At 53.3% G+C, this 25,371-nt stretch carries 30 protein-coding genes, 1 tRNA gene and 1 pseudogene; 11 read left to right on the forward strand and 21 right to left on the reverse strand.

Going from position 1 to position 25,371, the window contains the following annotated elements:
* Positions 1-76: 76 nt before the first annotated feature.
* Both ABNV41_RS10340 and ruvX read right to left on the reverse strand, forming a co-directional pair.
* Positions 77-733, reverse strand: a complete 657-nt coding sequence (locus ABNV41_RS10340) for an endoglucanase (protein WP_050818702.1) — start codon at positions 731-733, stop codon at positions 77-79.
* Between the two features lie 2 nt (positions 734-735).
* On the reverse strand, positions 736-1,200 hold the full coding sequence (gene ruvX, locus ABNV41_RS10345; RefSeq protein ID WP_003626252.1) for a Holliday junction resolvase RuvX: 465 nt from the start codon (positions 1,198-1,200) through the stop codon (positions 736-738).
* An 80-nt stretch (positions 1,201-1,280) separates the two neighbouring features.
* Between ruvX and gatC the strand changes: the two genes are divergently transcribed.
* From gatC to ABNV41_RS10365, 4 genes are all read left to right on the forward strand, one after another.
* Positions 1,281-1,568 carry an Asp-tRNA(Asn)/Glu-tRNA(Gln) amidotransferase subunit GatC gene (gatC, locus tag ABNV41_RS10350; protein ID WP_003626251.1) on the forward strand — a complete coding sequence of 96 codons (288 nt, stop codon included), beginning with the start codon at positions 1,281-1,283 and terminating at the stop codon, positions 1,566-1,568.
* Entirely contained in the window at positions 1,568-3,055 is a 1,488-nt protein-coding gene (gene gatA, locus ABNV41_RS10355; protein ID WP_050818704.1) for an Asp-tRNA(Asn)/Glu-tRNA(Gln) amidotransferase subunit GatA, read from the forward strand. Before gatC ends, gatA begins: the two co-directional genes overlap by 1 nt.
* Positions 3,052-4,506: an Asp-tRNA(Asn)/Glu-tRNA(Gln) amidotransferase subunit GatB gene (gene gatB / locus ABNV41_RS10360; RefSeq protein WP_050818706.1), complete on the forward strand. Its 1,455-nt coding sequence runs from the start codon at positions 3,052-3,054 to the stop codon at positions 4,504-4,506. The genes gatA and gatB overlap by 4 nt, the downstream gene beginning before the upstream one ends.
* A gap of 102 nt (positions 4,507-4,608) precedes the next feature.
* A tRNA-Ser gene (locus ABNV41_RS10365) sits at positions 4,609-4,701 on the forward strand.
* Positions 4,702-5,033: 332 nt separating this feature from the next.
* Here ABNV41_RS10365 and ABNV41_RS10370 read toward each other — a convergent pair.
* The 11 genes and pseudogenes from ABNV41_RS10370 to ABNV41_RS10420 all read right to left on the reverse strand — a co-directional run bounded on the left by ABNV41_RS10370 (position 5,034) and on the right by ABNV41_RS10420 (position 11,464).
* Entirely contained in the window at positions 5,034-5,570 is a 537-nt protein-coding gene (locus tag ABNV41_RS10370) for a hypothetical protein (protein ID WP_349934647.1), read from the reverse strand.
* 154 nt (positions 5,571-5,724) lie between these two features.
* Positions 5,725-8,268 (reverse strand): annotated as a pseudogene (locus tag ABNV41_RS10375) (DUF927 domain-containing protein).
* Complete coding sequence (locus ABNV41_RS10380; RefSeq protein WP_087652125.1) at positions 8,265-8,618, reverse strand: hypothetical protein; 354 nt, start codon at positions 8,616-8,618, stop codon at positions 8,265-8,267. The pseudogene ABNV41_RS10375 and the gene ABNV41_RS10380 overlap by 4 nt, the downstream one beginning before the upstream one ends.
* 132 nt (positions 8,619-8,750) lie before the next feature.
* Positions 8,751-8,963 carry a helix-turn-helix domain-containing protein gene (locus ABNV41_RS10385; protein ID WP_050818712.1) on the reverse strand — a complete coding sequence of 71 codons (213 nt, stop codon included), beginning with the start codon at positions 8,961-8,963 and terminating at the stop codon, positions 8,751-8,753.
* Positions 8,964-9,679: 716 nt separating this feature from the next.
* A complete protein-coding gene (locus tag ABNV41_RS10390; protein ID WP_349934649.1) occupies positions 9,680-10,051 on the reverse strand; it encodes an SANT/Myb-like DNA-binding domain-containing protein in 372 nt (123 codons plus the stop codon).
* The gene (locus ABNV41_RS10395; RefSeq protein WP_087651607.1) at positions 10,021-10,272 is read right to left on the reverse strand and encodes a hypothetical protein; all 252 of its coding nucleotides are present in this window, start codon (positions 10,270-10,272) and stop codon (positions 10,021-10,023) included. The genes ABNV41_RS10390 and ABNV41_RS10395 overlap by 31 nt, the downstream gene beginning before the upstream one ends.
* Positions 10,269-10,529, reverse strand: a complete 261-nt coding sequence (locus tag ABNV41_RS10400) for a hypothetical protein (RefSeq protein WP_042786815.1) — start codon at positions 10,527-10,529, stop codon at positions 10,269-10,271. The genes ABNV41_RS10395 and ABNV41_RS10400 overlap by 4 nt, the downstream gene beginning before the upstream one ends.
* Entirely contained in the window at positions 10,526-10,795 is a 270-nt protein-coding gene (locus ABNV41_RS10405; RefSeq protein ID WP_087651608.1) for a hypothetical protein, read from the reverse strand. The genes ABNV41_RS10400 and ABNV41_RS10405 overlap by 4 nt, the downstream gene beginning before the upstream one ends.
* The gene (locus ABNV41_RS10410; protein ID WP_349934650.1) at positions 10,792-11,058 is read right to left on the reverse strand and encodes a hypothetical protein; all 267 of its coding nucleotides are present in this window, start codon (positions 11,056-11,058) and stop codon (positions 10,792-10,794) included. The genes ABNV41_RS10405 and ABNV41_RS10410 overlap by 4 nt, the downstream gene beginning before the upstream one ends.
* A complete protein-coding gene (locus tag ABNV41_RS10415) occupies positions 11,055-11,294 on the reverse strand; it encodes a hypothetical protein (RefSeq protein ID WP_042786818.1) in 240 nt (79 codons plus the stop codon). Before ABNV41_RS10415 ends, ABNV41_RS10410 begins: the two co-directional genes overlap by 4 nt.
* Positions 11,291-11,464: a hypothetical protein gene (locus ABNV41_RS10420; RefSeq protein WP_185327938.1), complete on the reverse strand. Its 174-nt coding sequence runs from the start codon at positions 11,462-11,464 to the stop codon at positions 11,291-11,293. The genes ABNV41_RS10415 and ABNV41_RS10420 overlap by 4 nt, the downstream gene beginning before the upstream one ends.
* Positions 11,465-11,629: 165 nt before the next feature.
* On the opposite strand from ABNV41_RS10420, the gene ABNV41_RS10425 reads away from it, so the two are divergent.
* From ABNV41_RS10425 to ABNV41_RS10445, 5 genes are all read left to right on the forward strand, one after another.
* Positions 11,630-11,851, forward strand: a complete 222-nt coding sequence (locus tag ABNV41_RS10425; RefSeq protein WP_349935105.1) for a helix-turn-helix domain-containing protein — start codon at positions 11,630-11,632, stop codon at positions 11,849-11,851.
* Positions 11,835-12,083: a hypothetical protein gene (locus ABNV41_RS10430; protein WP_087651612.1), complete on the forward strand. Its 249-nt coding sequence runs from the start codon at positions 11,835-11,837 to the stop codon at positions 12,081-12,083. Before ABNV41_RS10425 ends, ABNV41_RS10430 begins: the two co-directional genes overlap by 17 nt.
* A gap of 335 nt (positions 12,084-12,418) precedes the next feature.
* Entirely contained in the window at positions 12,419-12,844 is a 426-nt protein-coding gene (locus ABNV41_RS10435; protein ID WP_349934651.1) for a hypothetical protein, read from the forward strand.
* Positions 12,845-12,891: 47 nt separating this feature from the next.
* A complete protein-coding gene (locus tag ABNV41_RS10440; protein ID WP_349934652.1) occupies positions 12,892-13,128 on the forward strand; it encodes a hypothetical protein in 237 nt (78 codons plus the stop codon).
* Positions 13,129-13,503: 375 nt separating this feature from the next.
* Positions 13,504-14,568 carry an AAA family ATPase gene (locus tag ABNV41_RS10445; protein ID WP_349934653.1) on the forward strand — a complete coding sequence of 355 codons (1,065 nt, stop codon included), beginning with the start codon at positions 13,504-13,506 and terminating at the stop codon, positions 14,566-14,568.
* A gap of 155 nt (positions 14,569-14,723) precedes the next feature.
* Here the strand turns inward: ABNV41_RS10445 and ABNV41_RS10450 are convergent, their stop codons facing one another.
* Complete coding sequence (locus ABNV41_RS10450) at positions 14,724-15,725, reverse strand: AsnC family protein (protein WP_349934654.1); 1,002 nt, start codon at positions 15,723-15,725, stop codon at positions 14,724-14,726.
* A 210-nt stretch (positions 15,726-15,935) separates the two neighbouring features.
* Between ABNV41_RS10450 and ABNV41_RS10455 the strand changes: the two genes are divergently transcribed.
* Positions 15,936-17,321 (forward strand): IS1380-like element IS1380A family transposase, encoded by a 1,386-nt coding sequence (locus tag ABNV41_RS10455; RefSeq protein ID WP_012812390.1) that lies wholly within the window; start codon positions 15,936-15,938, stop codon positions 17,319-17,321.
* Positions 17,322-17,646: 325 nt separating this feature from the next.
* On the opposite strand, the gene ABNV41_RS10460 is transcribed toward ABNV41_RS10455, so the two are convergent.
* The 5 genes from ABNV41_RS10460 to ABNV41_RS10480 form a co-directional block, all read right to left on the reverse strand.
* The gene (locus tag ABNV41_RS10460; protein ID WP_349934655.1) at positions 17,647-18,297 is read right to left on the reverse strand and encodes a phage baseplate assembly protein V; all 651 of its coding nucleotides are present in this window, start codon (positions 18,295-18,297) and stop codon (positions 17,647-17,649) included.
* A 60-nt stretch (positions 18,298-18,357) separates the two neighbouring features.
* Complete coding sequence (locus tag ABNV41_RS10465) at positions 18,358-20,457, reverse strand: hypothetical protein (protein ID WP_349934656.1); 2,100 nt, start codon at positions 20,455-20,457, stop codon at positions 18,358-18,360.
* Positions 20,450-20,929: a hypothetical protein gene (locus ABNV41_RS10470; protein WP_349934657.1), complete on the reverse strand. Its 480-nt coding sequence runs from the start codon at positions 20,927-20,929 to the stop codon at positions 20,450-20,452. Before ABNV41_RS10470 ends, ABNV41_RS10465 begins: the two co-directional genes overlap by 8 nt.
* Before the next feature lie 186 nt (positions 20,930-21,115).
* Complete coding sequence (locus ABNV41_RS10475) at positions 21,116-21,568, reverse strand: hypothetical protein (protein ID WP_349934658.1); 453 nt, start codon at positions 21,566-21,568, stop codon at positions 21,116-21,118.
* Between the two features lies 1 nt (position 21,569).
* Complete coding sequence (locus ABNV41_RS10480) at positions 21,570-21,767, reverse strand: hypothetical protein (protein ID WP_349934659.1); 198 nt, start codon at positions 21,765-21,767, stop codon at positions 21,570-21,572.
* A gap of 514 nt (positions 21,768-22,281) precedes the next feature.
* On the opposite strand from ABNV41_RS10480, the gene ABNV41_RS10485 reads away from it, so the two are divergent.
* A complete protein-coding gene (locus ABNV41_RS10485) occupies positions 22,282-23,067 on the forward strand; it encodes a DUF2971 domain-containing protein (protein ID WP_349934660.1) in 786 nt (261 codons plus the stop codon).
* A gap of 56 nt (positions 23,068-23,123) precedes the next feature.
* On the opposite strand, the gene ABNV41_RS10490 is transcribed toward ABNV41_RS10485, so the two are convergent.
* Positions 23,124-23,648, reverse strand: a complete 525-nt coding sequence (locus tag ABNV41_RS10490) for a hypothetical protein (protein WP_349934661.1) — start codon at positions 23,646-23,648, stop codon at positions 23,124-23,126.
* 5 nt (positions 23,649-23,653) lie between these two features.
* Complete coding sequence (locus tag ABNV41_RS10495) at positions 23,654-24,499, reverse strand: hypothetical protein (RefSeq protein ID WP_349934662.1); 846 nt, start codon at positions 24,497-24,499, stop codon at positions 23,654-23,656.
* Positions 24,500-25,371: the final 872 nt, after the last annotated feature.

The raw sequence follows: 25,371 nt of genomic DNA on the forward strand, positions 1-25,371 counted from the left end.
TGTTCTTGCGCAAACAACAAAAAAGCCCGCCTACCATCAAAGGTAGAGCGGGCTTTTTTAGCGCCGTTATGCAGCGTTATTTTTTGTCATCAGAAAACGTGTTCTGACCCCACCGGCCAACATCGTGCGCGGCATTTTCTGTGCCTTCCTTGGTCTTGTTCCAAGCGTGCTCGGTTCCTTCACTTGTTTTGTCCCAAGCTTTGCGAGAACCGTCCTTGGTTTTATCCCAGGCATGCTCGGTCCCTTCGCTTGTCTTGTTCCAAACCTTGTGAGAGCCCTCTTTGGTTTTGTCCCAAGTTTTTTCCGTACCTTCGCGGGTTTTATCCCAGGCGTTATGGGTGCCTTCTTTGGTCTTATCCCACGCCTTTTCACTACCCTCGGTGGTCTTGTCCCAAGTCTTGCGGGTACCGTCCTTGGTTTTGTCCCACGCTTTTTCTGTGCCGTTGCTTGTTTTTTCCCAAGCTTTATTCGTGCCTTCCTTGGTCTTGTTCCAAGCGTGCTCGGTTCCTTGGCGGGTGTTATCCCATGCGCGGCCCAGCATGCCTTCCTCAGCGTGAGCGCAAGGCAGGCTTACAGCAAACATGGCAGCACCCAGCAGAGTTGTAGCGGCCGTCCGAAAAGAATTATGAGACACGAGATACATCCTCTTAAGTGAAAACCTTATTGCTAAAGGTAAGTATTCAAAGGCTTTATGGCAAATGTACGCCACATCCGTGGCAGTTCTGCCAAACACGTTTAACGCGGCAGAGAGTCCAGCGCGGCCTGCAAGATATATGCCGCAGCCAGCCGATCCACCATTTCTGCCCGCCGCGCGCGGGAGAGATCAGCTTCATCAATAAGCATACGATTCACTGCAGATGAAGAAAGGCGTTCATCCCACTGGCATACGGGCAAGCCTGTCTGTTCCGAAAGCGCAAGCGCCCAATCTCGGCTGGCCTGTGCCGCTGGGCCAAAGGACCCATCTAAGGAAAGGGGAATCCCCACAACCATGCCGCCAATTTCGTGTTCTTTGGCAAGATCACGAATAAAGCTGGCCATTTGCCCTAGTTTCCCGCGTTTTACCGTTTGAAATGGTGAGGCCACCATGCGGGAAACATCGGAAAGCGCCAGCCCCACCTGCTTTTTGCCGGGGTCTATCCCTAGCAGGCGCGCGTGTCTGGGCAGGGTTGCAACAAGGTCTGTCAGGCTAAGCAGTGTCATACGGACGGTATGTTGCCTTTCGCGCGATTATGCTAGGTGCTTTCTTCCTATTGAGATCAAGAAAAGAGGGGTCCGCTTTCATGTCGCTAGACCTTGCGACCACCCGCCGCATTGCCAAACTGGCCCGTATCGGGCTGGAAGAGCATGAGCTTGAAGCCACACGCCAGAAGCTGAACGGTATTCTGGGCTGGATTGACCAGCTTGCCGAAGTGGATGTGGAAGGCGTTCCCCCCATGGTGGGGACAGAAACCGAAACCCTACGCCAGCGGGAAGACAAGGTAACAGACGGCAACTGCCGTGATGCCCTGCTGGCCTGTGCGCCAGAAACATCTGGCCCCTTCTATACAGTACCCAAGGTGGTGGAATAATGCTGACCGGACTGACGCTCACCCAAGCGCGTGAAGGGCTTGCCGCCCGCAAATTTTCTGCACGGGAACTGGCCAAAGCCCAACTGGACGCCATTGCCCGCCTGAACCCGGTGCTGAACGCCTATATTACCGTGTTGCCAGAAGAAACAGTTCTGGCGGCGGCAGATGCAGCAGATGCCCGTTACGCCGCAGGCACTGCCGGCCTTATGGATGGTCTGCCCATTGGCGTGAAAGACCTGTTCTGCACCAAAGGCGTGCGCACCACGGCTGCCAGCAAGATACTGGAAAACTTTGTGCCACCTTATGAAAGCACAGTAACGGCCAACCTGCTGAAAGCAGGTGCGGTTTTCCTTGGCAAAACCAACCTTGATGAATTTGCCATGGGCTCTGCCAACATCACATCAGCTTTCGGGCCGGTGGCAAGCCCGTGGAAGCGCAAGGATGATCCCTCCGCCACACTGGTGCCGGGTGGATCTTCCGGTGGGTCTTCCGCCGCTGTTGCTGCGGGCTTGGGCCTTGCCGCCACAGGCACGGATACAGGTGGTTCCATCCGCCAGCCTGCCGCGTATTGCGGTATTGTGGGGCTAAAGCCCACCTATGGCCGTTGCAGCCGCTGGGGCACCATTGCTTTCGCAAGTTCGCTCGATCAGGCAGGCCCCATGACACGCAGCGTGGCAGATGCCGGGTTGATGCTGGAAGCCATGGCTGGCTTTGATGAAAAAGACAGCACCTGCTCAAACCGCCCTGTGCCTGCTTTTAGCAAAGCTGTTGGTAAAAGCGTAAAGGGCCTGCGCGTGGGTATTCCCACAGAATATCGCTCCCCCAATCTGCCAGCAGAAGTTGTGGCCATGTGGGAACAGGGCATTGCGTGGCTAAAAGAAGCAGGCTGCGAGATTGTGGATGTTTCTCTCCCGCACACCAAATACGGCCTGACCACTTACTACATTATTGCTCCGGCTGAATGCTCCTCCAACCTGGCACGTTATGATGGCATCCGCTTTGGTATCCGCAAGGATGCGCCCACGCTGGATGGTGTGTATGAAGCCACACGCGCCGCAGGGTTTGGTGCAGAAGTGCGCAACCGTATCCTGATGGGCACCTATGTGCTTTCTGCTGGCTATTACGATGCTTACTATCTGAAAGCCCAGAAAGTCCGCACCCTTATCAAGCGCGATTTTGAACAGGCGTTTGAAAATGTGGATGTGCTGCTAACCCCCACCGCGCCATCTGCTGCCTTTGCGCAGGGTGAAAACATGGATGACCCGGTGCAGATGTATCTGAACGACATCTTTACCGTGCCCGCCAGCATGGCCGGCGTGCCTGCCCTTTCCGTTCCGGTTGGGCTGAATGGTAATGGCCTGCCGCTGGGGCTGCAGGTCATTGGCAAACATTTTGATGAAGAAACAGTGCTGTCCATTGGCGGCGCGTTAGAAGCGGCGGCAGGCTTTACGCACCTTCCGTCCGTACATGCGGGAGCAGGCGCATGAGCTACGTAATTGAAGGTAAAACCGGCCCGTGGGAAATTGTGGTGGGGCTGGAAGTGCATGCACAGGTTATCAGCCAGTCCAAGCTGTTTTCCGGTGCTTCCACAAAGTTTGGGGGTGACCCGAACACACAGGTTAGCCTTGTTGATGCGGCTTTCCCCGGCATGCTGCCTGTTATCAACAAGGAATGCGTGGCGCAGGCCATTCGCACCGGGTTGGGGCTGAATGCCCAGATCAACCTGTTCAGCCGGTTTGACCGTAAAAACTACTTTTACGCCGATCTGCCGCAGGGTTACCAGATCAGCCAGTTCGAGCACCCTATCATCGGCAAGGGCTCTATCGAAATTGAGCTTCAGAGCGGTGAAACGCGCCAGATTGGCATTACCCGCCTGCATCTAGAACAGGACGCCGGTAAGCTGCTGCATGATCAGGACCCCACAAAATCCTTTGTGGACCTGAACCGCGCCGGCGTGGCCCTGATGGAAATTGTGAGCGAACCCGATATTCGCGAACCAGAAGAAGCTGGGGCTTACCTGCGTAAGCTGCGCCAGATTCTGCGCTATCTGGGCACGTGTGATGGCAACATGGAAGAAGGCTCCATGCGTGCGGACGTAAACGTTTCTGTGCGCAAGACAGGTGAGCCTTTCCGCACCCGTTGCGAGATCAAGAACGTCAACTCCATCCGCTTTGTTATGCAGGCCATTGAAGTGGAAGCCACGCGCCAGATTGAAATCTGGGAAAACGGTGGCGAAGTTGATCAGGAAACACGCCTGTTTGATCCGGGCCGCGGTGAAACCCGCACCATGCGCTCTAAGGAAGATGCGCATGATTACCGCTACTTCCCAGATCCTGACCTGCTGCCACTAGTGGTAGAACAGGCATGGGTGGATGAGCTGAAATCCAAGCTGCCAGAACTGCCGGATGCAAAGCGTGCGCGCTTCCAGAAAGACTACGGCATTCCATCCTACGATGCTGGCGTACTGGTTGCAGAACAGGCTGTGGCGGATTTTTACGAAACCGTGGCCAAAGGGCGCGATGGCAAGCTGGCGGCAAGCTGGGTGATTGGTGATCTGTTTGCGGCCCTGAACCGCACCAGCAACACCATTGAAACCAGCCCTGTCAGCGCAGCCTCCTTGGGTAAAATGCTTGATCTGATTGCTGATGGCACCATCAACGGCAAGATCGCCAAGGAAGTGTTTGAAGACATGGTGGAAACCGGTGATAGCCCGGATGCCATTGTGGAACGCAAAGGCCTGCGGCAGGTCACCGATACAGGTGTGATTGATGCTGCCATTGCCGCCATTTTGGAAAAACATGCGGATAAGGTGGCAGAATACCGTGGCGGCAAAGATAAGCTGTTCGGATTCTTTGTGGGTCAGGTCATGAAGGAAACCAAAGGCAAGGCAAACCCTGCCCTGGTAAATTCGGCCCTGAAGGCTCAGCTAGACGGCTAAAATCTACAATTTGAAAAAATAAGTTTTCAGGGGGTTTGACGGAACGCGTTGAACCCCCTAAAAGCAGCGGTGCAAACGTCGTGTATGTTCGCACTCTTCGGCGGAGGGGTGGCCGAGTGGCTGAAGGCGGCGGTTTGCTAAACCGTTATACGATGTCAAGTCGTATCGAGGGTTCGAATCCCTTCCCCTCCGCCAGAGACTTCCAAAAAATCGCAGAAAAAAGCCACTTTCCGAGAGTGGGCTATAATTTTACCCCCCTTAACTCCCCTCTTAAAAACAACGCTGAAGAGATTATCCAGCCGTCCTGATGCGTGCCGCTCTGCAGTATGTAGCCGCAAAGATTAAGGGTCCCTCAGATAATAATATTCTTATAATGAAGAACTCTTATATAAATTATAAATAAATACCTTATTGCTACTCACAGAGAGAATAAGGGTAACAGAATAACCGTCTTATACGAAAAAGGCGCTCCTCATATCTGAGGAACGCCCATATCAATTCCGCCGCAGCAACTAGCTTTGCCTATTCTAAGCTGCCCGTCCTTCCCGATGCTCTGGCTCATAAATCACCTCAGGAAAACCTGCGGGAAGCTTGGGGCCGCCACCAATCATACAACTTGGATGCGGGTCTTCCCTGTCGAATGGATAGGGAGCCATGAAACGATGGCGGCGCCTGTCCCATTTCCAGCCTTGTGCCCTGAGCCATTCAGAACTGGGGTCCCCGAAGATGTGCATCTTACCGGTTTCCTTATCCAAACGAATGCCCGCTTGCTTATACGAGGTTTGATCATCCGACAGAAGGACTTTCAAGCTTTCAACAATAGCTTCTCTATTCTTCTTCACCTTTGCCAGCAGATCTGAGGATATCGCGACTCGGTTACCTCGGATAACAGGCCTTCCCTCCACGAGAACAATCCGACAACCAATTCTTGCAAGTTCGTTTATCAGATGATCGGCAACAATTTCTGAGGATGTATCATCAGCCTGCAATTCTAAGGCGGAGGGATAAAATTTCTCAGCAAAAGCTTCTCTCTCAAATAAGGAGCGCAAAGCATTGCTCACCATGACAATGCCCTCCGGGTTATCCTTTTTTCACGGTAACCTTGGTAACTTGGTAACCAAGGATAAATACCCGCAGATTTCTGCTGTTTTTCTTCAATTAGGCTGGTTACCGCATCCACTCTGACCTCGGTAACCATGGTAACCAAATGAAAAATTATCACTGGTCACCTCCGATAATGTCTCCATTCACCACGTAAAAACGTGTCGTTTTATTCGTAACTGGATTTTTAACTGCGCTTGAAGGGCGGCCACCATCTCCCGCCCTTAGATAGCCGGCTTCAATCAGAGCCTGCGCTGCGCGCCTAGGATCAATGCCCTTACAAACCACATCCCGCCACGATGTTGGAAAAATGAGATACTCCCACCGGCTTCCTTCCGATGCGTCAACGCGACGACGATAACCAACGCGGTTTAACGTCTTGTCGTATGAGTTATTGGCGTCACCTGAGCAACTCAGAGGCTCAAATCTGCTGTTGCCGTGTTGTTCTATGAACAGGCGCACCTGCTCAACTGCTTCCTGATCTTCTCCAGCCTGCGTTCCGCCACGATCATCCAGCCATGACATAAAACAGGTTTTCGCAGCCCGCGTAGCTTCTCCCGATGGCCACGGCAGAATCTTGTAAGCCACGGCCATTTCACCAGCCGCAGCCACCAACCCAAAGCGGCGCACAACAGAACGCACCTGCCCGCTTGTTGCTATGCCATTAGGCAGGCAGTCTGCTTCAAACCGGTCCACAAGCCTCTTGATACCGGATGCGAGACCCGCTTCATCGTCAGCACGTTCTTTGACAAGAGCATCAAGATAGGCGCGGCTGGCCGTACCATAATGAGTGCGCGCAGCCCTGCGGATATGATCAGCAAGATCCCCAGCGCCAGGCATTCCGTGCAGATTTTCAAACACCCCCATACCGGCCCCAGCATCTGCCTGAATACTGACAAGACGTACCTCCTGCCCTGCCATAACCCGACGGCCAGCCTCTCCCATCTTGGTGGCAAGCGTGACCTCACCCGTTGATAAAAACAGAGACCGCCACGTCTTGCGGGCCCGTGCTTCCCCGTTTCGGCCTGCACGCTGCTTGCCGGTATTGTTGGCCAGCATATAGGTAATGTCTCCGACCTCGCGCCCGTCTGCCTGCCCCATCTCATCCAGAATCAACAAGGTGTCAGACGTCTCGGCAGCGATGCCCTCCGTCCCATTTGTCGTGCCACGCCATGAACGTATCTGCCCGTCCCTATCGCCCTTGCCCCAGACAGAGCCCGCCGCAAACAGGGCTGTGGATTTGCCTGTCTGGCTTGCGCCAACAATATGAAAACCGCCGGACTGTTCACCCATGATATCCAAAAGCGGCCCACTGAAAGCCACAGCCAAGGCAAATGCCAAACGGCTGTTTCCCACGGCGTAGACAGCGAGAGCTTTCTGCCAATCCTCCAGCTTGCCCGCCGCGGCATACTCCATGCCAGCAGCTGCGCGCGTTGTCTGAAATGCCACAGCCCGACGGCCCTCCCCCAATGTCATGCCATTGGGCAGCACAAAAGCCGGTCCATCATCCGTCCTGTGTCAACCTGAACTGGTGACACAGCGCAGACGGCTTTTGGTATGAACGGAGGCAATGAACTGGCGAAGCTGTCGGGTAGCAGAAATATTGCAGTTCAGGCCTGCATCTTCCAGCTCACCCGCAATATCCTTACCTTCCCCGTGCACCATTTTACGCGGGATAGACCACTGATGCGCGCGCCGGTCATGATCTCGCCAGTTGATCAGCAATCCCCACCCTGTCCCGTTTTCATCTCGCGTTTCGGCAACAACTTCAAAAGGGGCGCAGATCCACACGGGAGATTTGGGCGTGTCATCTTCCCCTGCTTCTGGTGTGTAATAGAGGCCCCGACTCGTCATGCTATAACCGGGCGGCATCTTCACATTGGCTTCTGCCTGTGGCGCCCCATCAATGAGAGGGCGTAGGATCTCTACCGCAGCGACCTCATCACCTCCCGTCATTTCAAGGGGAAGGTCATCAGCCAGATCCCATTTGGGCGGTAAACCACTTGGCAGTTTAACCATCCGCACAGACGCGGCACCGGCGTCCCGTAGCGCCTCAAGAGCGTGTTCAGCATATTTCTCACCGGCCTCGTCATTGTCAGGCCAGATCGTGACATCCCGGTCTGCAAGCGGTGACCAATCGGCACTGCGGGCTGATGTGCTCCCTCCGCTGGTGAGCACTACCAGATCGGGAAACAGGTCACAGGCGGCATCAGCAGCTTTCTCGCCCTCCACCAGAAGCACTGGCGCATCAGGCTTGGCAGCGAGCCTATCCAGACCATAGAGAGGCAACGGCTTGGCTGGTTGTTTCCAATGCCATCCCGTGACGTCATGACGTTTACCATTGCTGTCAGTCCAGACGCGGCGGCCATACGTTAGCGGGCGCACTTCCTTTTTCGGAAGACCATCTGCATCGGGCTTGCCGTTATACCGGAAACGGGCGAACAAAGGTCGCCCCTCCGCGTCCCGGTACACCCACATATCTGTAACATTGCGAGGCTTCTCCGGTTCGGAGGGCGCTGGCGTCAGTGGCTCCCAAATTTCCGCACCGCGGGTATCTGCCGCAAGCCGACCGGCAGCCTGCCTTTCCTGATCTGTCAGCGGTTTGAACAGGCTGTTCTCATCTATGCAGGCCATAGCAGGGATGTGCTGGGAATCACTCATCGCGCATCCCCTGCCAGCCCCAGCATTTTTGCCAACATCACGGCTGCCTCATATTGTGAGCAATCCGCCAGATAGGCTGCAAGGGAGATGACATCCCCGCCGCGCGCATCGGCCTGAGCAAAATCTGCCCAGCGACCTGTGTTCAGGTTCACACTGAAAGAGCCGGGTTTCCTGTCACTCCGCTTGGGGTTGCGCGCCACCCATTCATGGCCCTGCTTTTTGCCATCCGGGAGCCAGCGCCCCAGCAGCACAAGCAGCACCCCAAGGGAAGCGCGATTGATTGCCTGAAAATCAACAGGGGTGCTCACATTTGAGCAGACCCCTTTCTTATCGGCACTGTGTATTTTCATGGTTTTTATGTCCTGAAAGGCCCGAAAAACCATGACAAAACCATGGGCTTGCGCTATAAAAATCCTGCTGTTTTTGGATTTTTAGGGCACATTCCCTTTGACACCGGTCACGGTTTTTCGTGGCCGGTGTCTTTATTTGGAGTTTTTGGGTGTGGCGTTGGTCACAGCAGGAAGCCCCCGCAGATAAGCCACAACGGTATCCGTAATAACCACCGTTTTGCGTCCGACCTTGCGCATGTCGATGCGCCCCGCCTTGCTCATTCGGTACAGATGGGACCTGGACACACCAAACATGCGCGGGGCATCTTCAAGAGGCACGGCAACGGGAATAAAGTCTGCTTTCACGTTTGCCGCCCCTTACGCAGAAAAAGCAGCTGAGACAGAAGCGCCATTTCCCAGTAGCGCCTTTGCTATCAAAGGCAGGTCGGACCGACGGACGTACCGCCAACGCCCCCTACGGATACACGGAAAACGCCCCGTATTGGCTCTGCCGTATATCGCACTCATAGACGGCAGGTTGTCGCCTCCGCACTGCGCACCAATTTCTGCAACAGCGTCAGAAAGTGGAATTAAATCGTAGTTTTCTATGTTTTCTGTGGTCATGTTGCTGTCCTGTTGGTCGGTTAAAAACCGCCAAACGGGACGGTGACTACAACGCCGCAAGCGGACACACACACATAGTGCTTCCATTTTGCGTGCTGGTACGGCAAAAAACTGGCGCGAAACCCGAGCAAAGGTAACGTGATTTTTCTGGCCGTACCCGGTCTAGTCACCGGTTCCGTTCAGCAAAACAAATCATCTAAAAGTCGCCTTGGTGTTGGCGCACCAGGGCGATTTTTCGTTCTATACACTCTCTCTCTTTCTCTCTCCTCCTATTCTAAATAAAGCCTAGCGACGGCAAACAGCCAGTCAAAGATAAAAACAAAAAAATATTAATATTTCTGTTTTTCCTTTTTGTAGAAACAAGATATTCATTTTGAAAAAATAATAAAATGATTAACAGGTAGTTACATGCGACCATCTATGTTCATATTTGGAACATAGACGGTCAACACTGCACGCTACCCTCCCTCTTTATTATCCGAGCAGACCATCCATTGTTCCAACCCTCGCCATAACCCACGCAGAACAACTGGATGCCCTATCGGTAATGGCTCACTGTTTGGTCCACGTTCAGCCCTGATGTCACTTGCTTTGGGATTAGAAGGAGAGAATTTTTTCTTATGATCTGACGATTGAGAAACTGCAGTTCCTTTTACGCCTACCCGGTGTTCGTACTGATACCGGCATACCACCTCAGATCGACCAATGTGACGACCTATAGCCCGCCATGCATGGCCTTGGTTACGGAGGGCCACCACAAGGTCAATTTCCTCCTTTGTCCAATTTGAACGCCCCTCCGTCATGATGATGCCTCCGCAATGGCTGCGCATCGGCGTTCCATTTCACCGGATAGCCATTCCAGAGCCATGCCCACAGCGCTCATGTTAGGGCCGTTTTCTTCCGAACCAGTAAGCATGCCATTGCTCATGGATTGCAGGATAATCCCGATGCAGGACAATTCGCTGGTTGCGTCCTGAATGACGCTCAGCCGGTCAGGTGTTGCCACGGGGCTTTTGCGCCGTTGTGGCGCAAAAGTCTGTTTCTGGCTCATACCTTTGCCCCCGTAAGTGCCAGAACATCCCGCGCCAGACTGGCTTCCATACTTCTGTCATCTTCGGACACAAGAAGAACCAGACGGGCCTTACACTGCATATCCTTGATATTCCGGGCTTTGGTGTTCGCAACAGCGCGACAGGCCTGCACGAAGCGGCGGCTTTCCGTTTCTCCTTCCTTGAAATTATGAGCTTTCCAGCTACGGCGATCAGAATTGATGGCGGCGACCGTGGCGGCCTGTATTGGAGTGGTCATGCTGCCCCTCCCAAATATTGAGACATATAAAGATCAAACAAACGGGCTTTAGCTGATGTGGTGAACAGTAGGACGTAATCATCCACAAGCGGCGCCCCTCCGTGCTCAATAAGTCTGCGAGCCAATGTGCCCGCTTCTTGCTGAATAAGTCTTTGCGCGACAGATAGCGGCAGACCATCAACGCCCCAGATATTCTCGGCCCATGTCCTGCTATGCTTGATCGGATCACACACGCCCAACACTGCGTAAGCTTCATCTGGTGTCATGCCACTTCCTCCGGCAACATCCAGCCAGGCGCATCTCTCACGCCTGTATGGGCGGCCAGCAGATCCAGATGATCCTGTAGCCGGTGGCTCAACCAATGGAGAGCTTCGGGCTCGGTGATGTCGCATTCATCACAGCTCCATCCGGCTGTCACTTCCACTATAAGGGCGGCCATCATCCGTGCGTCACGCAGAATGCAGCTTTGGATACGCATGTTTTTGACGGCTTCCTGTTCGAAACCTGTGAGAGACATCTGGTTGCTCATGCCTTCTCTCCCCGAAAGAAAGCAGCATTTTTCTCCGCTTCAACTGCAATCATGTCGAGATACGATGATAGAAACAAAGCTGCTCCAGCGATGATCTCAGCATCTTCAGATCTTTCAGGACGATCTGTATCACCAGAAAAGTGCGCGATTGCATCCGCAATGGAAGCTGCTCGCCGGGCATACTTGGCCTGAAATTCTGCGGTATATGCAGCATTGTTCTTGAGGCTGGCATTCATCGTACAGCCTCCAGCTTCTGGGCTGCGTGGCCAGTTACGACAGGATCAGAAGCCCCCAGCCCCAACAGCGTCAGAGCAATAAGAGCTGGCACCACCAATGCGGGAAGGCTTGTACAGAAGATACGGAATGCCCATGTGTGTATGGGCGTGCTATAGGCACGTTTAGCCATTGCCGAAACTCCAGTTCGGTTTGTGGTTAGGCTGGGTGTGGAGGTCCTACGCTCCATATCCAGCCACCTGTCACACGGTGACAAGATGGGCTAAATGTGCCACCTTCAGTTTCAATGTCAATAACTTTGTTACAGGGTGACACTTTGAACGCTGCACAATGCCGTATGGCCCGTGCCGCCTTACAGCTGGGCGTGCGAGAATTGGCGTCTGCTGCCAATGTTTCCCCAACGACGATTACACGCCTAGAACGTGGAGAGCAGCTTTACCCCCGTACGGTCTCCGCCATCCGCACAGCTCTTGAGGCCGCGGGCGTCGAGTTCATTGCTGAGAATGGTGGTGGAGCTGGGGTTCGGTTGAGGAGAGAAATAGATGACCAATATGCATGACACTTGGCCAAACCCTGAACGTCCGGGCGAGCCATTAAATCCTACCCACACGGGGCCTCATGCCCTGATTGATAAGAATGGTAAATCTGTCTGGGCATGGTGGATGTATCACCCGTCTGGAGCCAGTACCTGGATGCTTGCCGAATATAACGGGCTGCAAACTAGCCCCTCCGGCCTTGTGCACAAAGGATTTAGCTACCTTGGGCCTGCTGAAATGCCGCAGGACAAGTAAACTCCTACATAGAACAACGCAGAAAACGATCGCTATGCCTACGTGGTCTTCAAGTAGGATGGTGGCGTTAAGAGGGAAAGAGGAAAATGAGTATCACGAAAGTAGAAGTTGGTAGCTGCTACAGATACAATGGTCGGGATATGCAGATCCTCCAGAAAAGCCCTGCCCCACCCGGAGGATATATGGTCGCATGGAAAACCATCGACGATGAACCATTAATTACAGGAGAAACAGGCGAACCGATTTTCTGCGCTTCGGCTGTGTTACTAGATCGCACATAATTTTAAAGTGACACAGGTATCTCGTCGGAATGCATTCGAGAAAGAATACTAAAATTGAACAGTAAGATCCAAACGGCCCAAGCTGGCTTAGCTTACATTACGTGGCAGCTTGCCCGACGTGACTGGGAAGTCTTACCTGTTCCTGATGCTAAAAAACGATCCACCCTGATCCAGATTAAGAAAGAAGGAATTGGTTCCGCCCTTCTTGTCCAATCGCGTGCATTTAGCAGTCAGGCAGCCGTCAGTCTTGGCAAAGACATTACAGGACCAGATAGTCTCCCCTTCGACTGGCTAGTGATCACCATCAATGTGCGATCAGATGCGCCTACATGCTTTTTACTGAACCGGCAGGATGTTATTGAGCGCATGAAGCAAGACCCGAATGGCCCGGTCTATTGGGTAGATCCGCCTCGATATATTGATCCTCGCTTCAAAGGACGGTGGCATGAAATTGAAAAGCTTGATTGTGGAAATATTTGAAGTAGTCAGTATCATATCGTGGCTTGAATTCTTAATGAAGGTGAAAAATGGACGTACGTATTCAGGAAGAAGTTATTCATCCCGAACATCCTGAAGGTGATTGGCGTTTGTGTTTGCAAAAAGTCATTTACGAAGATGGTGATGAAAATCTGGGTGGATATCGTTTCATCTGGCGCCGACCTGATGGAAGTCTGCAGGCAGCTCGAGGACAAGCCAGAATACCAACACTAGAAGACGCTGAAATTCTGTTTCTCTTAGCGCGCAGAAACGGCTGGGGACGTTAAACAAACCTTTTTTATAAAACGAGAACAATCAAGATTCGGGTTTGCTGTAGTGAGAGGGACTATAATGTTTCTCCACTATCGCGCTGCCCCTAACACAATAGTAAGAATGCTTGAAAACTATCAAGAAACAACGGCACATTAAAGCAAATACACAAAATGATTATATATATTTTAATAATATATGATCATGAATTATATTAAATTAAACCTTCCCACAAAGAAAAATCTTCCCAAACGATTTTATTTCAAGAAAAATAAAATAGAAATTATTATATATTCTAGAATCATTATTTCCAATCGTTATATTGACTTTTCAGTCCTGCATTTTAGCGACTATATAAGCGTTAGGAAATTGGAGCATGAGGGGAAGCTAAAGTGTCCGACATACGAACAAATAGAGCACGATCACAAGCACCATTAATTGCATTATTTAACCACAAAGGTGGAGTCAGCAAAACAACAACAACTTTTAATCTGGGATGGGCTCTGGCTGATCTGGGGAAAAAAGTCCTTATCGTTGACGGAGATCCTCAATGCAATCTAACGGGCACAGTTTTAGGATTTAAAGGTATTGATGATTTTGCACATTTTTATGCGAGCAGGCCACGTAGCAACATAAGTGCATGTTTAGAAGCCGTGTTCCTGGGCACAGGGACACCATTGGACCCAGCGCATCCTGTAGAAACATCTCACCCTAATTTGTTTTTATTAGCAGGAAATATTGATCTGGCTGCGAATGAAACACAATTAGCTGTTTCATTGACAACTTCCACCGCCATACCTGCTTTGGCTAATATGCCAGGGTCAATTTGTGACTTACTCCGCATAACAGCGCGCAGCCATGATATTGACGTTGTGCTGATTGATATGAGCCCTAGTGTCGGTGCACTAAATGAATGCTTCCTGATGGGCAGTGATTATTTTATAGTCCCTACTTCTCCAGATTACTATTGTAAGCAGGCAATAACATCGCTTGCTCGAGTAGTTCCAAGTTGGAATGAAGGTGTAGAAAAATTCCGTTCAGGATCTCTAAGATATAAATTCCCTTTAAATCCACCCAAATTCTGTGGAATTATTTCACAACGTTATCGTCCACGACTAGGTGGTCCTGCCAAGTCATTCCAGAAATGGATTGATACTGTTAAGGAAACAGTAAACAATGAGTTAATTCCAACGCTTCGTGCTTCAAACATGTGTGTTACAGAAGCAGAGTTTAGAGCTGCTCATCCACAAGACACACCTTATAATTTAGCAAATATTCCTGATTTTAACTCATTAATCGCACAATCACAAAGACATAATAAGCCTGTATTTGCACTAACAGATGCTGAAATAGACCAAGCTGGAATGATATTAGAAACAATGAAAAAAAGTAGGGACTCTTTCAAAGAAACCTTTGAATCTCTTGCTCGTTCAGTTGCTATACTAACACATTTATAAATTAAGCTTTATGCTTCCATCATTTTCCGCCGCTTATCGATCATATAACTTTTTCGGTAAGCGGTTTTTACGTTATTACTATGACCTACCCTAAATTTATTTTAATAATCTCTTAAAAATAGGAAATCTTCTCTGCGGTACATCTTTGATATTGATCACTGTATGCAAAACCTTGATGCATTTTCCATTACATTTACACGCCTCTTAATATTCCCAACCGTAGTAGGTGAAACCCCCACCATCTGGGCAACTACTCGAAGTGGCATACGCATCCCCTCCGCAGTTTGCAGTATCCGTACAATCTCCGTCCGGCGCTTGGTAGCCGTGTCCAAATTGGACGGAGGGGATGAGGTTGAATTCGGACGCGTCTTATTCCCCATATCTGGGGAATCTATAACATGGGGATTTCCCATGTTATGAGCCTCTGAGGCGGCGCGGTTTTCGGCGCCACCCACTTTCCCGACAGAGGCGGCCAAATATCCCCAGTCAGGGGGAATATCCCCAAAGGCCAGATCCTGCCTTTGGGAGTTCTCCGCCTCATGCAGCCGTTCCAAATCCCGCAGGATGGAAGCACTGTCGTCATAGATACCTTGACTTGCTTCCTGGAACCGCAGACGCACGATAACATCAGACAGATTACGTGCTTCCAGCTCCTTGTTGATCAGATCACCTAAGGCCCGGTGTCTGAAGTCGGCTCCTTGCGTGAGATAATCCCACTGGCCATTGCTGTCTGCGATGTTCCGGTCATCATAGAGCTTCTCCCAATACTCATATTCCGCAATGGCATCGGGAATGTTGTCAGGCCAAGGCTTGACCGTAGCGAGGGCGGCACGAACCTTTGCCGTAGCGCTGAAGTGCTCACCATCCCACGTATCACACTGCCCAGCCTTTCCTTTCTTGTGGAAGGGCTTGATCGCCGCATCATAGGCTTTCTCTTCTGCCGTATACGCGAACACAGCTTCTTCCGAACCATAGCGCGCCAGCACTTCATCAATCTTGGCACGGTTGGCCATGCGCCATGCAGCCTGCTTTTTCCGTTCGGCTTCAGCATAGGCGCGCTGGTGCGCCGGGTTGCTCATGTCATAGAAGGTGAAGCCACCGGCGGAGGGTGCCGGCTCTTCATCCAGATACCCCTCCGTCAAAAGCAGATCAGGCACATCTGCCAGTGTGTATCCGTGTGGCTTTACCAGCGCCTCCGCCCGATTACGGGCTGCATCTCGCTCCCCTTCAGTTCCCTGCTCTGCCAGAGCCCATACTTTGTTCAGAAGATCGACGCGGAAATCTCACAGAAGGGTTGTACATCGGGTTAGATTATGAAAAAGTCTGTTTTGTAGAAAAGAAATTTCCATAATCATCAAGAAAACCCGATGCAGACAGAGTGTAGCGCAGGCGCGTATGAGTTTCCAGCCTCCTGTGGACGGCGTGTTGTGGCCCGTTTTGACGGGGGTCGCATGAGTTCGGATGGGGGCGTCATTCTGGTGAAGCAGGCTGATGACATTCTGGGGCTCAGCCGCCGCTTTGCTGCCTGTTTTCGCGATAAGCGGCATCCCGGCTTTGTGGAATACCGGGTTGAAGACCTTGTCCGTCAGCGGATCATGGGCCTGGCACTGGGCTATGAAGATCTCAATGATCACGATGCCCTGCGGCATGACCTGATCTTTGGTCTGGCCTCGGGTCGTCTGTCAGGAGGCCGGGCAAACTGCGCAGCATTGGCTGGCAAATCTACACTGAACCGGTTGGAGCGCAGTGGGCACAAGGCAGATCGTTACTGTCGGATCATTGCTGATCATGAGGCCCTGGCTACCCTGTTCGTCACGCTCTTCCTTGACCAGCATGAGCACGCACCCGCCCGGATCGTTCTGGATGTGGATGCCACCGATGACCGTATCCATGGCCATCAGGAAGGCCGCGCCTTTCATGGATATTACGGCCATAACTGCTATCTTCCCCTGTATGTCTTCTGCGGGGACCATCTCCTCAGCGCTACCCTGCGCACGGCAGACAGGGACCCGGGGAAGGAAGCACTGGCAGACATCCGCCGGATCGTCGAGCAGATCAGGAGCCGTTGGCCCCGGGTGCGTATCCTGGTGCGTGGGGACAGCGGTTTCGCCCGGGACAGTCTGATGACATGGTGCGAAGACAACCACGTTGACTTCCTGTTCGGGCTTGCAGGCAACACCCGCCTGTATGACCGGATTGCCTCTTTGTCCGCTGAGGTTCGTGACGAAGCCGCCACGACAGGCAGAGCTGCGCGCGGTTTCGCCTCCTTTGACTGGATCACAAAGGACAGCTGGACGCGCCGCAGGCGGGTCGTGGCCAAGGCCGAATGGCGCCACGGCAACCGCTATCATCGCTTCATTGTCACCACCCTACCGCAGGGAATGTCCGACCCCCGCCATCTCTACGAACAGATTTACTGCGCACGCGGGGATATGGAAAACCGCATCAAGGAATGCCAGATGGATCTGTTCTCAGACAGGACCTCGTCCCACACCATCCGGGCCAACCAGCTCCGGCTGTGGTTCTCGGCCGCAGCCTATGTCCTGCTGACCGCTCTGCAAAGACTGGCCCTTGGCCAGACCAGCCTGGAGACGGCGACCTGTGGCACCATACGCGCACGGCTGCTCAAAATCGCGACACGTGTAACGCTCAGCGTCCGTCGGATTGTCCTGTCCATGCCGGACATGTTCCCCTGTCAGCATGAATTCGCCCTCGCTCATGCACGATTGCGAAGGCTCCGGCAGGCCATCTGAAGAAACAGACAGTGCACAGACCACATAGCTTCCACCAACACTGCCTTCTCAGGCCGTGACACCCTCACTGCGTTCAGAACCCGCCGCCAGAAGCAGAATATCGTCAATATTCCAGATCGGGCTCCTGTGGGATGACTGAATTCTACAAAATGACCCGAAATTGCCTCAAGTGTGAGAAATCCGCGTCGAGATTGAGTTTCTTTGCCATTCCACCTGCCTTTGTCCAAAATGGACAATATCAGTGGACAGGGTGCGGTACAAGGAAGGGTGTCCAAATTGGACAAAGATAAAAAGACTATAAAACGCTACGACAAATAATAGCACCTCACCCAACGGGTGCTCCCGTATCCTCGCCCTTATTGCCGTTGCTGTGAACATGGTTGGTGAGGCTGATGCTTCCCGCCTCCACATCCTTGTCGGTGGTGATATTCCCGCCAGAGACCTCAAAGCCAGAAGCAGAAAGCGTAGCCGTAACTCCGCCAGCTTTCCACTGTTGCTGGCCATCCTTCATAGTAGCCGTGGTATCTGCCCCCACGCCCGAATAAAGCGTATCCCGCGTAACGTGCATCCATGGAGCAGCTTGCGCAGCTTCGCCTCTTTCGCGGCTTGTTTCGTCCACAGGAGGCGCACCACACCCAGCCATCAGGAGATATTCCCCTGGCTGGGCCACCTTTCCTGTCGCCGGAGATACTGGAGGCGGCATCACCGTGCAGAACACAGGCGCAGCCACAACAGAATGTTCAGGGTCGCCGCAAACCGGCAGTAAATGCACCTGCGTGCCTACATTGGGCGGGCAGGAAATGCACAGGTCTCCAACCTGTACAGCGGCAAACGGCAGCCAACCCGTTTCAACGCCGCCCGACATCACCTTGACCTTTACGTCATGTGTAACCGGATCAACCGCTGAGATCAGACCGTTTTCTTGCTGCCCATAAGTGCTACCAGCAGCGAATGCCAGTGGTCTGCTATCAATCATATTTCTGAGTTACCTTGTTTATCTTTAACTCAAACAACCGGACAAAGTTTAATACGCTAATCAATGCCCCCACGGCACACCCGGCAACCTTGGTGTTGAAAGCGGATCTGGCATAGCGTTACTCGCCCGCATTTCGCGATCAAAAGTACGCTGAACCTCCTGCATCACATAGATCTGAGTGTTATCGGCAATCTTCTTGCCATCCAGATAAACAGGGGCGTTTACCGTAACTTGGGTGGGCTGCGACTGCGGTTGCCGCACAACTGAATTGGCCGGCTGTAGATTGTCCTGCGGAGGGGCATAATACCTCTCACGATGGTGCCACCACTGGAAAGGATCCAGCTTATCTTTCCATGTCAGAGGCGCACCATCGTCATAATTCAGCCTGTGGTCCTGCTGTTTCAGATAACTTGCAAGCTCATCCAAACCGACGGTAGCCGCGCCAGTAACCGCTCCCGTGCCTGTTCCAAGCCCCGGCACAACAGAAGCCGTTGCCGCACCGGACACGCCTCCAAAAAGAATGGGTTTAAGCCAGCTTGGAATGGCCGCAGATACTTTCCCCAGAAAGAGGACAAATGATCCAAGAGCAGAAGCGATATGGCCTATTTCCTGCATGAAGGTGGCCACATCTTTGGGATGGGCATTCATATAGTTAGACATCCTGTCCAGACCATCGGTCATCTGGTTCAGTATCTTAATCCCCGGGCCCGCTTCAAACTTCCCCAGTGTCGTCATGAACCGTGCAATAGCAGCATCCAGAACCTTTACGGAGCCGGAGGGGCCTTCCAGAAGTGCTGCATGATTGGCGTTCACATCCGTGCGGGCTACAGCCTCCGCCTGCCGATCAATATTGCCCTGAGAACCCTGTATTTCGTTCAGAATGGAACCAACGTTCCTCCTCTGTGTATGTTCGCTGATCTGCTGCCGAGTAAACCTGCCAAGATATTTTTCAGCAAACCCGATAGGATCAGAGTGCAGCAAGGTATCCGCAGCTTCCGACAACCTGCCGTTTTTCCCGTATAAGTCATGTTCCGTCCACCAAGCCTTGTCTCTCTTGCTCATGCGGGATGCACTTCCCTCAAACAGAGAAACAAATGATCCGATTGCTTGAGACGCTCTTTGCGGGTTGGTTTCTATGAAGTGAGCTGCTCGTGCAAAGCCTACTGCTGACATGTCCTGCCCAACAGTGCCTGTGCTTTTGAAAAACTCCCGGATTGCCCTGCCCGTTGTAAACCCGCCGCCTACATCAACCAGAGCCTGTGTAATTTCAGCCTCGTGATACATCCGTTTCAGATCAAGCTGACCAGTTTTGCGGTTATAGAAACGGTTCCCAATATCCATACCGGACACAATCATTCGGGCCTGCTGCTGAGCATCCTCGGATGATTTTCCGCGTAGGATCATGTTTTCTTCAATCTGCCCAAGCAGATCAGTGATAGCAGGCTGCTCTGCCTTCTCACCACCAGAGAGAGCATACCCTTCTGCTGAATTCCGCGCTGCATCGTACGGAGACAGTGTTTTGTATTTCCGCAGGTTATCAGTGGCACTGTCCTGTATGACCTTCATCATGGCCGGGTCTGTTCTGACCCTGCTGTCACTCAGCATAGTGTCATAAACCTGCTGCGTACGGGCATACGCATCAAAAGACGTTTTGGCCGTCTCATAGAGTGCAGTGCCACCGACAAAGGTCGCGATGCCTGGAGATTTGTAACCAGGGATATCGAAGCCAACAGCACGCCGCAGATAAGAAGGTTCCTTGTGGGAGGATCCGCTCCCTCCGGCGCCTGAACTTCCACTTCCTCCCGCCCCATTACGGGGCACCGGTGCATTCACCTCACCAAAGGACAGACGTGCAGATTCTTCTGCCATCAGACGTATCTGTTCACGGGCTTTACCAATGGAAGCAGAAACAGCATCAAACGAAAAAGTCGCAGACTTGGCGCTGGATGATAGACCTTCCAGCCCGGTCCCGTTGAGCTCCTTCAGATACTTGCCTGCCTTTTCGAGAGAAAAAGCCTGCTCACCTATCTCTTTCAGCAGGGAGCGGTACCGTTCTCCGTAGCGGACGGCTTCTGCAAAGCCGCGTGTGATACGTTCAAGAGTTTGCGGAGCATCTGTAATGAAAAGATACTCGCCACGGACGGTATAAGTCTCAGTCATCAACATCACTTTCAGGCGTGATGGTATGTCCCGCCATGACGGCAGAAACACTTTCAGCCAGATGTTTTGTTATGGTCTCTGTATTTCTGAAAATCGCTGGGCCAATAACCGGACGTGGTGGCTGCCTGATGGTCCCCTCTTCAAACCACAGGGCTTCATCACTGGCACTCCCCAGAATGATCTTGTTGCCCTCTACACTGGCCTTGTAGCTGTCACGCATACCACCTGTCCGCAGGCCCGGATCATTTGGAGTAAAGCCTTTTCGAATACGATCGTCCATGGTGCTGTCTGCCAATGGTGACCAAGCAGGAAACGGACCAGCCGCTTCCTGATAATGCCCCACCTCTTCACGGGCTTCTTTCTGCAGATGAGAAGCTTGGTGCTTCATGGCCGTTCTAAGCTGTGCTTCCAGCCGCACGGGCGTCGAGGCCAGATAATCCAGAAAGCCCTGCTCTGTGAATTCTCTAACCATTTTGCCGAACGCTCGTGAAATCCATTTCCCCTGTATGGGGGTTCCATGATGCCAGACCCGGCATCTGCCACATTAGGTTGATATTGGAAGCCGCGATTAACGCAGCTTCGGGAAGCGTTTCCTGCACACTAAAAGGGATGCCGCATCTGGCCAGAAACACTGCCCGGCCAAACTCGGCATCCTTCATCAGTTTCCCACCGTAGCCTTAACTTTTGCAGCTTCTGCCTGTTCATCAGAGCTTTTGGCGATTTCAGCTTTTGCGCGCATCCATGCCATCAAGCCAACATCATCCAGACGATCCAGAAAATCTAAAAGCTCACCCTTGCTGCGGGCAGGAGCCTCTGGGATAGCATCCAAGTTCACAGCGCTAATCGCAGCAAGAAAACCAACACGACCTTCTGCCGTAACCTGCTCGCCAAAGGCTTCCATTGCGCTGATACGTTTCCCAAGCGGGACTTTCTTGAGAAAACGGGCTGAATGCAATTTACCATCAGCTCCCATCCACTTTACCTCGAAGGTGTCAGTAGACTTCCCATTTACAGTGTAAGTATCCTGCTTAAAGGAAAAACCCTCCGGCGCTGGAGGAAGTTCATTATCCTGCTGGGTGTCGGCCCTGTTTTCCATTGTGCTGTCAGTCATTTCACACAGCCTTCCCAGCCATACAGGCCGTCGGCAAACTCACTGATTTAGGCAGCACATCTGCCAGCGTACAACCAGCGTTCAGAGCAGAAATACGTGCCAGTTCCAGACCACGCGGGGTCTTCAGAATACCTGCAACGGCTTTGATATGTTCCGGCGGAGGTGTCTGCGTAAGAGCCTGAATAATGCCGTGGTTCATTCCCATAAATCCTGCCCTCCAAAGGCTTAATGATGCTGGGAAAATGATAGTACGGAGGGCTGCAAGGTACAAGGAAAAGCGGGAGGCTTACGGCTTGTTCTTGCCTAGATTATTACATTCTTGCTGCAGTGATCGAACGAAACAACGACAATCTACTTGCTGGCTGTGTCCACTTTCGCCTCATCTCGGACACCAAAGTGATGGTGGTTGTTGCCCGAAAGCCGACATTGTCAGGTTAAACGCGATAGGCCACGTTTGGGACATTCCCGACATTCAGACGCGACATGTCGAACGGCAACTCTTGTCAGAAGCTGAGGTTCGATGTTCGCCCTGGCGGCACTTCCTGCGAAAATCGGCAAAGTGATCATTCCTAGGAAGATGGACCATGCGGACGGTTCATCCACGTTCCAAGAAATTCGTTCAGACCTCGAGCGGCGCACTCAACTCTCGAAATATTGAGTATTGTGATTAGTGGTTATCGTTGACCGGAGGAGCGATCAGCAGGGGAATGGGCATGTTTTACAAGTTCTTAGGCGGCAGCGACGCGGATCTGCTCGCGGTGTTCGATCACGCCGTCGTCAACGGCTCGCTCAAATTCACGTCGGGGCCCCGGTTTAACGACCCGTTCGAGTTCAAGTTCAGGTCGGTTGCACCTGATCGCGATGCCTATGAGGCTTGGCACCGCACGCATCGGCCCGACGTGACCGCGGTGCAGCGCGACCATGGCTGGGAAGCGCTGACCGGCAAGCAAGCAGACTGGAACAGCGGGCTTGTGCCGCGCGTGACAATGCTCGAGCACCTCTATGTGCTGTGCCTCGCGCAGCGCTGGGACATCCACCTCATGTGGTCGCATTATACCAGCGCGCATCATGGCTTCGCGATCTGCTACAAGCCCGAGATCGTGACCGCGCTCGCAACGCTGCCTAATTACGAGATGCACGGCGATGTTGCCTATGGCGATGCGGTGCCGGACCTGCGCTGGTTCTCCGAACCGCGCCAAGACATCATGCCGCCGGTCTTGCTGACCAAGTCGTCGGACTGGGCCTATGAAGCCGAGCACCGCGTCGTGCTGACCGGGCTACCGGGCAGGCAAGCGCTGTTCCATGCGATCGACCCCGACCTGGTCGCCGGCGTGATCCTCGGCGCGCGCGTGTCCGAGGCTCTGGTCGAAAAGGCGCTGGCGCTGCGCAAGGCTCGCCCGGATTTCACGGTAGAGGAAGTCGGTTCAGCCCGTGACACCTACAAGCTGACTACCCACCGGATCGAAGACAACGTCCGACGGATGCGCGGATTTCTTTGAGCAGGGCGGGAAACGACCACGACCAGAACGCCGGAAAACATCCGCCCCGCAACGCGCTAGATCACCCGCGCCGACGGCAACAGCGCGACGATCGCGTTCAGCGCAGCAGGCTCGACCAAGAACGGCATCTCCCCGGTGCCGCACGCCACCGCGAGGTGAAAGCGATGCATTCCCCCGGCGATATGGATGCAGGTCTCGTAGATCTCCAGCAGCGGCGGGGTAACGGCAAGACCGACCTTCCAGCGATATGCGGTGCCGCAGGATTTATCTCGGTAGTCTTCGTCCCACGGGTCCTTGTCGCGGGTCGAGGCGTATGTGAGCGCGCCAAGCACCTCGCCCGCGTCGGCACGGATCAGCACCCACGCTTGAGCGCGCGCAAGGCCGGGGGGTTCGCCGTCGAGTGCCAGGTAAAAGTGCTCGGGGGCAGTGTCCCAGCGCGGCTCAAGCCCTTGCGGTAATGCTGTTAGGCCGGCGCACCACTCCTGAGCGCGCGCGGTGGTTTCGACATGCTCTACCTCGAACTCTTCGAGTTCGAAATCGTTGGGACCAGGATCGTCAGGGCTTGTGCTATCAGGTGCCATGGCGGTCAGCTTGCCGTGTCCATCCACGCATCCAGACGGCGTCCTTCGGTATGCAGATCGAGAAAGTCTTCAATCGTAACGATGCGATAGTGCGCGTCGGGATTGCGGATTAGGCTCAGCCGCCGCAGCGTTTCAAGGATTGAGGTTTTTACCTTGAAGATAGGCTCGAACACCTCCGCCCAATTGTCTTTCTGCTCGATGATCGCGCGGTAGTCCTCAAAGCCTGCATAGTCGAACAGTCGGCTCGGGGTCCGGCCATTGTTGATGTCAGTCTGTCGGCGCGCGCGCCATCCCGTCACGGTTTTGCCGGGCACCCTTTGCTTACTCCACTTCGGGCCGAGCTTGGCCATCATCTTCCTCTCGATAAACCGCCGGAGCCTGAGTTCGAGCCGCCTCGCGCGCTGTTGGCGCATTACCTTTTCGATACCGCCAAGCGCATCCAGACCGGCAGTAGCACGGGTCATACGATCATGGATCGCGCTTAACCCGCGGGCCGCCTTCTTCGCCTTTTGTGCGTCGGTGACCGCACGCGCGACGCCCGACAGCTGGTTCCGCCCAGGGATAAGATCGTCGAGTGGGCCGCGGATTAGGCCAAGGTCGCGCGCTATGCTCTCGCGCAGAGGGCGAGCAATCCCGCCATCAAGCGGATCGCGCAGCGCCGAGGCGCGGATTTTCGTGATGTCGCGGCCTGATGTGGTCGAGGCCTTGGGCAACACGACCGGCTGTGCGGCTGCGTCCGCATCGGGCTTGGTCGCGGCCGGGGCGACATGTGATTCGGATGACTCCACCGTCGGTTCCTCGCCCGAGCTCTTGTCAGCTTCTTCGCTTTTTATAGGGTTTTCCTCGTCCATATCGTTTCGTCATCCGCTCTTTTACCCTGCGACTCGATGAAAACTGGATTCGTCGATCGGGAGATTCGAGCCGTCGCGCTGCCACGGCGGCTCGGAGATTGCGTATCTCTCGATCCTGGAGCGCATCGACATTCGCCAACTGCCAGCCTGATCGGTCGGCCTTATAGCACCTGAACGCAAAGCCGATCAACGGCGACATGGCCTACCGTCATCGTACCGGGCCCTGGGCGACTTACGAAGCTGTTCCGGCTTTTTTTGTTGGACACTCCCTTCACGAACCACAGATAGCGAATAGTAGTCCACGACTTGGCGGGTCAATTAACGGCAGTTTTCCGAACAGAGAATGGTTCCGGCGAACGACAGTCGTGGCGCTATGCCGATGGTCCGCTCGTGAGCCCCCCCCCGGCAGCTTCTGTCAATGGCAGACGTTCCCGGCGACTGATGCGAACGACCGGGTTTGGTCGGTAGCTGTCATGAACGTGAACACTGCGAATGGCGGCTTTCGGTCATCCCTTTCCGATAACTGACATTCCGCTTTCCCTCCATACCTGCCGCTGCCGTAAACCTAAGCAATAGGAAGCAGCCGGGTGTTGGCAGCTCATTCCCCAAATGTGGTGAGCAAAATCGTCATTGGCGAGATTGGTTATTCTGTAAGGTCAATTTAGCATTTGAGGGGACGGGATATTCCCCGAAGCCCCTACCGACTTTCCGGTATCCCCATTATCCGCGCACGGAGGGCCTCAAACCGTGCAATCTGGGCAGGACTTGGTTTACGAGGAATGCGTCTTTTGTTACGTAACCGGATATTCCTGGCCACCTCTTTAATTCCCCTATTATGGGGGTTTACTCCCGGCATCCCGGTAGTTTCTGAA

This window comes from Acetobacter sp. A11-2, from assembly GCF_040208445.1.
Lineage (GTDB): Bacteria > Pseudomonadota > Alphaproteobacteria > Acetobacterales > Acetobacteraceae > Acetobacter > Acetobacter oryzoeni.

Excerpts from the sequence above, each read along its gene's own strand:
- gatC (WP_003626251.1), top strand. The coding sequence starts at position 1,281 with ATGTCGCTAGACCTTGCGACCACCCGCCGCATTGCCAAACTGGCCCGT.
- ABNV41_RS10490 (WP_349934661.1), bottom strand. The coding sequence starts at position 23,648 with ATGGCACCTGATAGCACAAGCCCTGACGATCCTGGTCCCAACGATTTC.
- ABNV41_RS10430 (WP_087651612.1), top strand. The coding sequence starts at position 11,835 with ATGACCAATATGCATGACACTTGGCCAAACCCTGAACGTCCGGGCGAG.
- ABNV41_RS10390 (WP_349934649.1), bottom strand. The coding sequence starts at position 10,051 with ATGCGCAGCCATTGCGGAGGCATCATCATGACGGAGGGGCGTTCAAAT.
- ABNV41_RS10420 (WP_185327938.1), bottom strand. The coding sequence starts at position 11,464 with ATGGCTAAACGTGCCTATAGCACGCCCATACACACATGGGCATTCCGT.
- ABNV41_RS10470 (WP_349934657.1), bottom strand. The coding sequence starts at position 20,929 with ATGGTTAGAGAATTCACAGAGCAGGGCTTTCTGGATTATCTGGCCTCG.
- ruvX (WP_003626252.1), bottom strand. The coding sequence starts at position 1,200 with ATGACACTGCTTAGCCTGACAGACCTTGTTGCAACCCTGCCCAGACAC.
- ABNV41_RS10485 (WP_349934660.1), top strand. The coding sequence starts at position 22,282 with ATGTTTTACAAGTTCTTAGGCGGCAGCGACGCGGATCTGCTCGCGGTG.
- gatB (WP_050818706.1), top strand. The coding sequence starts at position 3,052 with ATGAGCTACGTAATTGAAGGTAAAACCGGCCCGTGGGAAATTGTGGTG.
- ABNV41_RS10495 (WP_349934662.1), bottom strand. The coding sequence starts at position 24,499 with ATGGACGAGGAAAACCCTATAAAAAGCGAAGAAGCTGACAAGAGCTCG.
- gatA (WP_050818704.1), top strand. The coding sequence starts at position 1,568 with ATGCTGACCGGACTGACGCTCACCCAAGCGCGTGAAGGGCTTGCCGCC.
- ABNV41_RS10380 (WP_087652125.1), bottom strand. The coding sequence starts at position 8,618 with ATGAAAATACACAGTGCCGATAAGAAAGGGGTCTGCTCAAATGTGAGC.
- ABNV41_RS10465 (WP_349934656.1), bottom strand. The coding sequence starts at position 20,457 with ATGACTGAGACTTATACCGTCCGTGGCGAGTATCTTTTCATTACAGAT.
- ABNV41_RS10405 (WP_087651608.1), bottom strand. The coding sequence starts at position 10,795 with ATGACACCAGATGAAGCTTACGCAGTGTTGGGCGTGTGTGATCCGATC.
- ABNV41_RS10475 (WP_349934658.1), bottom strand. The coding sequence starts at position 21,568 with ATGACTGACAGCACAATGGAAAACAGGGCCGACACCCAGCAGGATAAT.
- ABNV41_RS10400 (WP_042786815.1), bottom strand. The coding sequence starts at position 10,529 with ATGACCACTCCAATACAGGCCGCCACGGTCGCCGCCATCAATTCTGAT.
- ABNV41_RS10410 (WP_349934650.1), bottom strand. The coding sequence starts at position 11,058 with ATGAGCAACCAGATGTCTCTCACAGGTTTCGAACAGGAAGCCGTCAAA.
- ABNV41_RS10425 (WP_349935105.1), top strand. The coding sequence starts at position 11,630 with ATGGCCCGTGCCGCCTTACAGCTGGGCGTGCGAGAATTGGCGTCTGCT.
- ABNV41_RS10460 (WP_349934655.1), bottom strand. The coding sequence starts at position 18,297 with ATGATTGATAGCAGACCACTGGCATTCGCTGCTGGTAGCACTTATGGG.
- ABNV41_RS10370 (WP_349934647.1), bottom strand. The coding sequence starts at position 5,570 with ATGGTGAGCAATGCTTTGCGCTCCTTATTTGAGAGAGAAGCTTTTGCT.
- ABNV41_RS10415 (WP_042786818.1), bottom strand. The coding sequence starts at position 11,294 with ATGAATGCCAGCCTCAAGAACAATGCTGCATATACCGCAGAATTTCAG.
- ABNV41_RS10455 (WP_012812390.1), top strand. The coding sequence starts at position 15,936 with ATGCAGACAGAGTGTAGCGCAGGCGCGTATGAGTTTCCAGCCTCCTGT.
- ABNV41_RS10480 (WP_349934659.1), bottom strand. The coding sequence starts at position 21,767 with ATGAACCACGGCATTATTCAGGCTCTTACGCAGACACCTCCGCCGGAA.
- ABNV41_RS10395 (WP_087651607.1), bottom strand. The coding sequence starts at position 10,272 with ATGAGCCAGAAACAGACTTTTGCGCCACAACGGCGCAAAAGCCCCGTG.
- ABNV41_RS10440 (WP_349934652.1), top strand. The coding sequence starts at position 12,892 with ATGGACGTACGTATTCAGGAAGAAGTTATTCATCCCGAACATCCTGAA.